Source organism: Blastococcus sp. CT_GayMR20 (assembly GCF_004570345.1).
This window is the reverse complement of sequence record NZ_SPQM01000180.1, coordinates 1-7,909: the sequence shown is the minus strand read 5'-3', so window position 1 is coordinate 7,909 and position 7,909 is coordinate 1. Positions and strand designations below refer to the sequence as shown.

Here is a 7,909-nt window from a genome sequence, read left to right as displayed (position 1 = left end):
GCGCGCTGGCCGGGCTCGAGGTCACCGGTGCCAGCCGGCACGGCAAGTTCCTCGATCTCGACGTGTCGGGCCTGCACCTCGTCGTCCACCTGGCCCGGGCCGGCTGGCTGCACTGGCGCAACGCCCTGCCCCCCGCCCCGCCCAAGCCGGGAAAGGGGCCGCTGGCCCTGCGCGTGCACCTCGACGACGGCAACGGCTTCGACCTCACCGAGCAGGGCACCCGCAAGGGGCTGGCGGTGTACGTCGTGCGGTCGCCGTCGGAGGTGCCGGGGATCGCGCGGCTCGGGCCCGACGCCCTCGAGGTCGACCAGGAGGGTCTGGCCCGGCTGATGGCCGCCCGCAGCGGGCAGCTCAAGGGCGCCCTCACCGACCAGACCCTGATCTCGGGCATCGGCAACGCCTACTCCGACGAGATCCTGCATGCCGCCAAGCTGTCGCCGTTCAAGATGGCCGACAAGCTCACCGGTGACGAACAGATCCGTCTCTACGAGGCGATCCGGGCGACGCTGACCGACGCGCTCGACCGGCAGGTCGGCCAGAAGGCGGCGACGCTCAAGGGGGAGAAGCGCTCGGGGCTGACCGTGCACGCGCGCACCGGGCTGCCGTGCCCGGTCTGCGGCGACACCGTGCGCGAGGTCAGCTTCGCTGACACGTCGCTGCAGTACTGCCCCACCTGCCAGACGGGTGGCAAGCCGCTGGCCGACCGCCGGATGTCGAAGCTCCTGCGCTGAGGTCAGCTGCCGATCCGCAGGAGGCGCGTCGCGGCCCGCACCAGGAGCGCGCTGCCGGGGCCCTGCGTGTGCACGTGCTCGCCCTCGGGGAGCGAGCCGACCGCCGTCCACCAGTCCTCGAGCGCCGGCGGGTCCAGCACGTCGACCCGCTCACCGGGCCGGGGGACGACGACCTGCGCGCCGGTGCGCTGGGCGGCGGCGAGCAGCCGCTGCACCGGCTCGGCCCAGCGGTGGAAGGCCAGGTTGAACGTGGCCCAGTGGATCGGCAGCAGCACCCGGCCGCCGAGGTCGCCGTGCGCCCGCATCGCCTCCTCCGGGTCCATGTGGATCGCGTGCCACGCGTCGTTGTAGGCGCCGATCGGCAGGAGCGTGAGGTCGAACGGGCCCAGGCGGGCGCCGATGCCGGCGAACGCGGGGGTGTAGCCGGTGTCGCCGCCGAAGAACACCCGGTGCCGCGGGCCGCTGATCGCCCACGAGGCCCACAGCGTGGTGTCGCGGTGGAAGTACCGCCCGGAGAAGTGCCGCGCCTCGGTGCAGGTGAGCGTCAGGTCGCCGATCGTGTGCTCGCCCTCCCAGTCGAGCTCGACGATGCGCTTCTCGGGCACGCCCCACTTGCGCAGGTGCTCGCCGATGCCCAGCGGGACGACGAACGGCGCCGACTGGGTCTCGAGCAGCCCTTCGACGGTCGGCAGGTCGAGGTGGTCGTAGTGGTCGTGCGAGATGAGGACGGCGTCGACCGGTGGCAGCTCCTCGAGCGGGACCGGCGGCTCGTGCAGGCGCGTCGGCCCGAACACCGGAGACGGCGACACCCGGAATCCCCACACCGGGTCGACGAGCACCCGGCGGCCGTCCACCTCGAGCAGGGCGCTGGCGTGGCCGAACCAGGTGACGGCGAGCTCGGCCGCCTCGGCCGGGATCTCCGCGTGCGCGAGGGGGATCGGTGCGCCCGGCAGGCCGACGTGCCGCTCCTCGTGCCACTGCCGCAGCAGCCCGTCACGGGTGTTCGCCGGGGCCAGCGCGGGGGTCTCGAGCGTGTTGTGGAACTTGCCGTCGGAGAAGTGCGGCGAGCCGGCGACGACGGGGCGCAGCCGGCGCCGGTGGGCACCGAGCGCGCGGGGCAGCCCCCAGGCAGCGCGGGCGACGAACCCGGCCGGGCCGGCGAGGGCGGCGACCAGCGCGCCGCGACGGATCAGGGACGACACGGGAGCCAGTGTCCCAGCCGAAGCTGTGCAACCGGGGTGTTCCGGATCGATGTCACACCTGCGAGCGTGTGCCGGACGGTGGCACAGGGGCGGCAGAATCGGCGGTCGTGACCACCGGAGCCGAGCCCGTCGCCGCGGCGCACCCGCTGGCCGACCCGCAGTTCCGGTGGTTCTTCGCGGGGCGGCTGGTGTCGCTGCTGGGCAGCTCGATGGTGTGGGTCGCGCTGACCTTCGCGATCCTCGAGGCCTCGGGCTCCGCCGGTGACCTGGGCATCGTGGTCGCCTCGTACACGGTCCCGCTGGCGCTGTTCCAGCTGTTCGGCGGGGCGGTCGCCGACCGGTTCTCGCGCAGCGCCGTCCTCGTGGTCTCGCACCTGGGCTCCGGGGTCGCCCAGGCGTGCACCGCGACGCTGCTGCTGACCGGCAACTACTCGCTCCTGCCCGTCGCGGTCGTCGCGGCGTTGAACGGCACGCTGCAGGCGATGAGCGGCCCGGCGCTGATCGGGATCGTGCCCGAACTCGTGGCGCGTCCGTCGATCCAGCGCGCCAACTCGCTGCTCAGCGGCACCCGCAACGCCGCGAAGGTCGCCGGTCCCGCGGTCGCGGGCCTCCTCGTCGCCGGGGCAGGCGGCGGCTGGGCCGTCGCGGCGGACGCCGTCGCCTACTTCCTGGCCGCGGCGTTCATGAGCCGGCTGCGGCTTCCCCCACCCGTCCGCGCCGCCGGGGCGACGCTGCTCCGCGACCTGCGCGAGGGGTGGGGGACCTTCCGCTCGCTGACGTGGGTCTGGACCGGATCCGTCGCACTCGCGGTGATCAACTTCCTCCAGGCCGGCATCTGGGGGGTGCTGGGGCCGGTCATCGCGGAGGACTCCTTCGGGGCCGCGGCGTGGGGGTTGGTGCTCAGTGCGAGCGCAGCCGGTCTCCTGGTGAGCTCGGTGGTGATGTACCGGGTCACCTTCGTGCACCTGCTGCGCACCGGGCACGTGCTGCTCGTCCTGGGCGCGGTCCCGCTGGTCCTGCTCGGCCTGGACGTGCCCGTCGCCGTCCTCGTCGTCGGCGCCTTCCTCTCCGGCGCAGGCACGGGCGTCTACGGCGTCGCCTACGAGACGTCGCTGCACGAACACGTCCCGAACGAGTCGCTGGCCCGGGTCGCGTCGATCGACACGCTGGGAGCGTTCGTCACCGTCCCGATGGGTCAGCTGGCGGTGATCCCGGTGGCGGCGGCGTTCGGGGACGCGCGAGTGGCCGTGATCGGCGGCCTGCTCTACGCGCTGGTCGCGGTCGCGGTGCTCGCCGTCCGCCCGGTCCGGGACCTCCGGCACGAGACGGGTAGGACGGGGCCATGAGCGACAGCCGGCCGACGCCGGAACCGGTCGAGGAGGGTGGCGATCCGGCCTGCTGGCTGCGCCGGGTCTGCCCGGACTGCGGTCGGCTGGCCGACGAGGACCCGCCGACCCGGTGCCCTGAGTGCGGGGCCGAGCTCCGGCCGGACTAGGCGGCGAGCTGGCGCCGGCCGACCGCCATGAAGTCGCACAGCGCCTGCCGGAGCGCCACGCCCCGGCCGTCGGCGGGCACGTGCACCTCGTCGCGCCGGTCGAGGGGCAGCCCGCGCACCGCGAGCGTCTCCTGCGACCGGACGTCCTCCGCCAGGATCTGGTGCTGCAGCACCACCTGCGCGGTGACCGCCGCCGGCAGGGGCAGTGGCTGGCCTCCTCCCGAGGACAGCAGCACGCAGACGTAGAGCCGCGTCGAGTCCAGGTCCTCCGGCTGCAGGAGGTACACGATCGTCGTCGTCGCCCCGGAGTCGAGGAACTCCTGGCGCAACCGGAGCTGGAACGGCGCCCGGTAGATGTAGGTCGTGCGCCGCCGCTGGCGGAGCGAGCGGCCGCCGGTCGCGACCTCCGGGTCCAGCGGGTTGTCGCACCACTGCTCCTGCACGCTCGTGAAGCCGCCGCGCTCGAGCGTGATCTCGCCGGGCGCCACCTCGCCGACGTCGGCCGCGCCGATCGTGGTCGCGTGCACGAACGGGCCGTGGGTGGCGTCGAGGAACGTGTCGGCCAGCGGCCCGGCCGGTCCGGGGGAGCGCAGGGGAGGCAGCCAGCCCGGGACGAAGCGGCGGTCCGCCGCCTCCGGTACCTCCAGGTCGGTGTCGGCGGGCTCGTCCGGCGCCAGCCAGATGACGCCGAGCCGCTCGCGGACGCCGTAGGCCGGGGGCTCGGCGCTGACCTCCTCGCCGTCCCGGCGGAGCATCCAGTTGCGCCCGAGCAGCCGGACCTGCAGCCAGCCGCCCCGCCGCAGCTCGCGGGAGAGCGCGACCGGGTGCCAGGCGTGCGCCAGCGACGGCTCCAGGTTGTGGAAGACCGGGCCGGCCGGCTGCGGCGGGACCGGGGCGGCCGCCGGGGCCGGGGGCGTCGCCGGCCGGGGTGGGAGCGTCGCCGTCGTCCGTTCGGGAGCCAGCCAGACCCAGCCGTGGCGCTCCTCGACCGCCCAGGGCAGCGCGAGGTCGGCCCGCGGCGGCGGTGTCCCCGTCGTCCCCAGGGAGGGCACGTCGACGCAGCGGCCGTCGCCGTCGAACCGCCAGCCGTGCGCCGGGCACTGCAGCCGCCCTCCGCTCACCGTGCCGGCCGCCAGGGGCACCAGCCGGTGCGGACAACGGGCCGGGAAGGCGCTGACCTCGCCGCCCGGGCGCAGCCGCACGACGACATAGGCGGACTCGCCGGCGCTGACGGGCACGGGAGTCGTGCCGATGTCGGCGGCGCGGGCGACCGGGAACCAGCCGGTCGGGGCGGTCGGGATCGCGGCCATGGGCCCATTGCACCGGGGTGTGGTTGTGGACTCGTTACGACGGTCGGAAGGTTGTGCAACGCCCGCCGGTCAGCCGGGGCCCGGCTCCGCCCGGCGACGAGGCAGAGGTCGTCGGCCAGCGGGCCGTCGGCGAACTCGGTGACCGCGGCGACCAGCGCGTCGAGCACCTCGGCCGGGGGAGCTCCGCGGTGCTCGTGCAGGATCCGGCGGGCGCGCTCCTCACCGAAGAGCTCGCGGGTGACCCCCGGCCTCCGCCGGACGCTGCGGCCCTCGGTCAGGCCGTCGGTGAACAGCAGGATGCCGTCGCCCGGGGGCAGGGTGCCGCGCCCGACGCCGGCGGCGCGCAGCGCCGTCCCGACGCCCAACGGTGACCCCACGCGGCCGCCCTGCAGGGGCTCGCCGCTGTCCAGCCGCCAGGGGGCGTCGTGGCCGGCGGCGGCCCACAGGATCTCCCGGCCGGGCGGGGGGCAGATCACCAGGCAGACGGCGGTCACGAACCGGGCGCCGTCCTCGGCCTGCTCCACCAGCGCGGCGTTCGCGAGCTGCAGCAGCTGCACCGGATCGTCGGTGAAGCGGGCGAAGGTGGCCAGCGCGGAGCGGACGAAGGCCGCGCAGCGGGCCGCTTCGAGCCCGTGCCCGACGACGTCGCCGACGACCACCGTGGTGCTCCCGCCCGACCCGGGGACGACGAGGTAGAAATCGCCGGCCACCAGCCCGTCGGCGGGGGTGAAGGCGGTCGCGAACTGCAGGTTCGGGCGGACCGGCACCGCCGTCGGTGTGAGTGCCGCACGCAGGGACTCGAGCTCGGCGAGCGTGTCCTGCTGCGCCTGGACGCGGACGGTCAGCGCCCGCTCGCGCCGCACCAGGAAGGTGAGCAGCAGGGCCGCGCCGAAGAACACGATGGCCCGGTTCAGCAGGGCGATCCAGAGGGTGCCGTCGGCCAGCTCGGGCGAGGGCGAGGCGACCTCGTCGGCGACGAACAACAGCGACGCGGTGGTGGCGGTCGCCAGCCCCCCGGTCAGCTCGAACCAGAAGACGCTGAGCAGGATCGGGATGAGCGCGTAGACCGAGATGGCCAGGCTCGGCTGGTTCACCAGGCGGATGGCGGCGAAGACCGCCGCCAGCAGGACGACGAGGAGCGCCACCCGTCCGGACGTGCCGGACACCAGGGCGCCGGGGGTCCGGCGCCGCGGCAGCCCGTCGCGCGGCACGGGGCTGCCCCGACGGCCGGACATGGCCGCAAACTAACACCCGGATTTCGCGTCACGGATCTCCAGTTGTGACCTGGAGTACCAGCTGGTAGCCCCTACAGTGACGGCGGCCACAAACGATCCCGCATCGTCCGCACACGTCACCCAACGGAGAGTGCTCGGTGAGCGAACCCAACGAACGCCGGTTGTTGACCCCCGAGGAGTATCTGGCTGCCCAGAACTCCCCCGAGTTCGTGGACCTCAAGAGGCGGTTCCGCGCGTTCGCGTTCCCGATGACGTTCGCGTTCTTCGCCTGGTACCTGCTCTACGTCCTGCTCTCGACCTACGCGCCCGACTTCATGTCGACCGAGGTCTTCGGCAACGTGAACCTCGGCATCCTGCTGGGCCTGGGCCAGTTCGTCTCCACCTTCGTCATCACGCACCTCTACGTGGCGCACGCGAACAAGCGGACCGACCCGATCGCCGACGAGATGCGGGAGCGCCTCGAGCACCACGACTACCGGGCCGGTTCCGGCACCGCCGACAGCCAGGGGGCCACCCGTGTCTGACCTCCTCGCCGCCGACAGCGGCACGATCGGCGAGCCGGCCGTCAACATCGCCATCTTCGGCGCCTTCGTGCTGGTCACGCTGTTCATCACGTTCCGTGCGAGCCGCAACAACAAGAGCGCCGCGGACTACTACGCCGCCGGCCGCAACATCAGCGGCACCCAGAACGGCCTCGCGATCGCCGGGGACTACCTCTCGGCCGCGTCGTTCCTGGGCATCGCCGGGGCGATCGCGGTCTACGGCTACGACGGCTTCCTGTACTCCATCGGTTTCCTCGTGGCCTGGCTGGTGGCGCTGCTGCTCGTCGCGGAGCTGATGCGCAACACGGCCCGGTTCACGATGGCCGACGTCCTGGCCTTCCGGATGCGGCAGCGGCCGGTCCGCATGGCCGCCGCGATCTCCACCCTCACCGTGTCGCTGTTCTACCTGCTGGCGCAGATGGCCGGCGCGGGCGGGCTCGTCACCCTGCTGCTCGGCGTGACCGGGGAGGCGGCGCAGGCCGTCGTCGTCACGATCGTCGGCGCGCTGATGATCTTCTACGTGCTCGTCGGCGGCATGCGTGGCACCACGTACGTCCAGATCATCAAGGCGTCACTGCTGATCATCGGCGCGTTCGTGATGACCGTCTGGGTGCTGGGCAAGTACGGCTTCAACCTGTCCTCGCTGCTCGGCGACGCGTCCGAGGTGGCGGGCGGTGCGGCCACGCCGCGCGACGTCCTGTCCCCCGGGGCCCAGTACGGCGCGACGGGCACGTCGAAGCTGGACTTCGTGTCCCTGGGCCTGGCCCTCGTGCTCGGGACGGCGGGCCTGCCGCACGTCCTCATGCGCTTCTACACCGTGCCGACGGCGAAGGACGCCCGTCGTTCGGTCGTCTGGGCGATCTGGCTGATCGGCATCTTCTACCTGTTCAGCCTGATCATCGGCTACGGCGCGGGCGCGCTCGTCGGCGCGGACGAGATCCTGGCGGCACCGGGCGCGGTCAATGCCGCGGCGCCGCTGCTCGCCTTCGAGCTCGGCGGGACGGCGCTGCTCGGCATCATCGCCGGGGTCGCGTTCGCGACGATCCTCGCCGTCGTGGCCGGCCTGACGATCACCGCCTCGGCGTCGTTCGCGCACGACGTCTACGCGTCGGTCATCAAGCGGGGGAACGTGCCGCCGAACGGTGAGGTGCGGGTCGCCCGCATCACCGCCGTCGTCATCGGCGCCATCTCCATCGGGCTGGGCATCCTGGCGCTGCAGGCGGGCCTGAACATCGCCTTCCTGGTGGCGCTGGCGTTCGCCGTCGCGGCCTCGGCGAACCTGCCGACGATCCTCTACACGCTGTTCTGGAAGAACTTCACCACCCAGGGCGCGCTGTGGTCGATCTACGGCGGGCTCATCGCGTGCGTGGGGCTGATCATCTTCTCGCCGGTCG

At 73.4% G+C, this 7,909-nt stretch carries 7 protein-coding genes and 1 pseudogene; 5 read left to right on the top strand and 3 right to left on the bottom strand.

Annotation, left to right across the window (positions count from 1 at the left end):
- On the top strand, positions 1-731 hold a 731-nt coding region (locus E4P40_RS24520), incomplete at its 5' end, for a DNA-formamidopyrimidine glycosylase family protein (protein ID WP_135160970.1).
- A gap of 2 nt (positions 732-733) precedes the next feature.
- On the opposite strand, the gene E4P40_RS24515 is transcribed toward E4P40_RS24520, so the two are convergent.
- On the bottom strand, positions 734-1,933 hold the full coding sequence (locus E4P40_RS24515; RefSeq protein WP_209305501.1) for an MBL fold metallo-hydrolase: 1,200 nt from the start codon (positions 1,931-1,933) through the stop codon (positions 734-736).
- Between the two features lie 107 nt (positions 1,934-2,040).
- Between E4P40_RS24515 and E4P40_RS24510 the strand changes: the two genes are divergently transcribed.
- Together E4P40_RS24510 and E4P40_RS28355 are read left to right on the top strand one after the other, a co-directional pair.
- The gene (locus tag E4P40_RS24510; RefSeq protein WP_135160969.1) at positions 2,041-3,279 is read left to right on the top strand and encodes an MFS transporter; all 1,239 of its coding nucleotides are present in this window, start codon (positions 2,041-2,043) and stop codon (positions 3,277-3,279) included.
- A complete protein-coding gene (locus E4P40_RS28355; RefSeq protein ID WP_167762364.1) occupies positions 3,276-3,428 on the top strand; it encodes a hypothetical protein in 153 nt (50 codons plus the stop codon). The genes E4P40_RS24510 and E4P40_RS28355 overlap by 4 nt, the downstream gene beginning before the upstream one ends.
- Here E4P40_RS28355 and E4P40_RS24505 read toward each other — a convergent pair.
- On the bottom strand, positions 3,425-4,666 hold the full coding sequence (locus E4P40_RS24505; RefSeq protein WP_245160562.1) for a Rieske 2Fe-2S domain-containing protein: 1,242 nt from the start codon (positions 4,664-4,666) through the stop codon (positions 3,425-3,427). The genes E4P40_RS28355 and E4P40_RS24505 overlap by 4 nt on opposite strands.
- Before the next feature lie 176 nt (positions 4,667-4,842).
- Positions 4,843-5,973: pseudogene (locus E4P40_RS29165) on the bottom strand (PP2C family protein-serine/threonine phosphatase); the annotation flags it as partial.
- Positions 5,974-6,110: 137 nt separating this feature from the next.
- Here E4P40_RS29165 and E4P40_RS24495 point away from each other — a divergent pair.
- Positions 6,111-6,497 (top strand): DUF485 domain-containing protein, encoded by a 387-nt coding sequence (locus E4P40_RS24495; RefSeq protein ID WP_135160966.1) that lies wholly within the window; start codon positions 6,111-6,113, stop codon positions 6,495-6,497.
- A partial coding sequence (locus tag E4P40_RS24490) for a cation acetate symporter (protein ID WP_135160965.1) occupies positions 6,490-7,909 on the top strand: 1,420 nt, incomplete at its 3' end. The genes E4P40_RS24495 and E4P40_RS24490, both read left to right, overlap by 8 nt.

Excerpts from the sequence above, each read along its gene's own strand:
- E4P40_RS28355 (WP_167762364.1), top strand. The coding sequence starts at position 3,276 with ATGAGCGACAGCCGGCCGACGCCGGAACCGGTCGAGGAGGGTGGCGAT.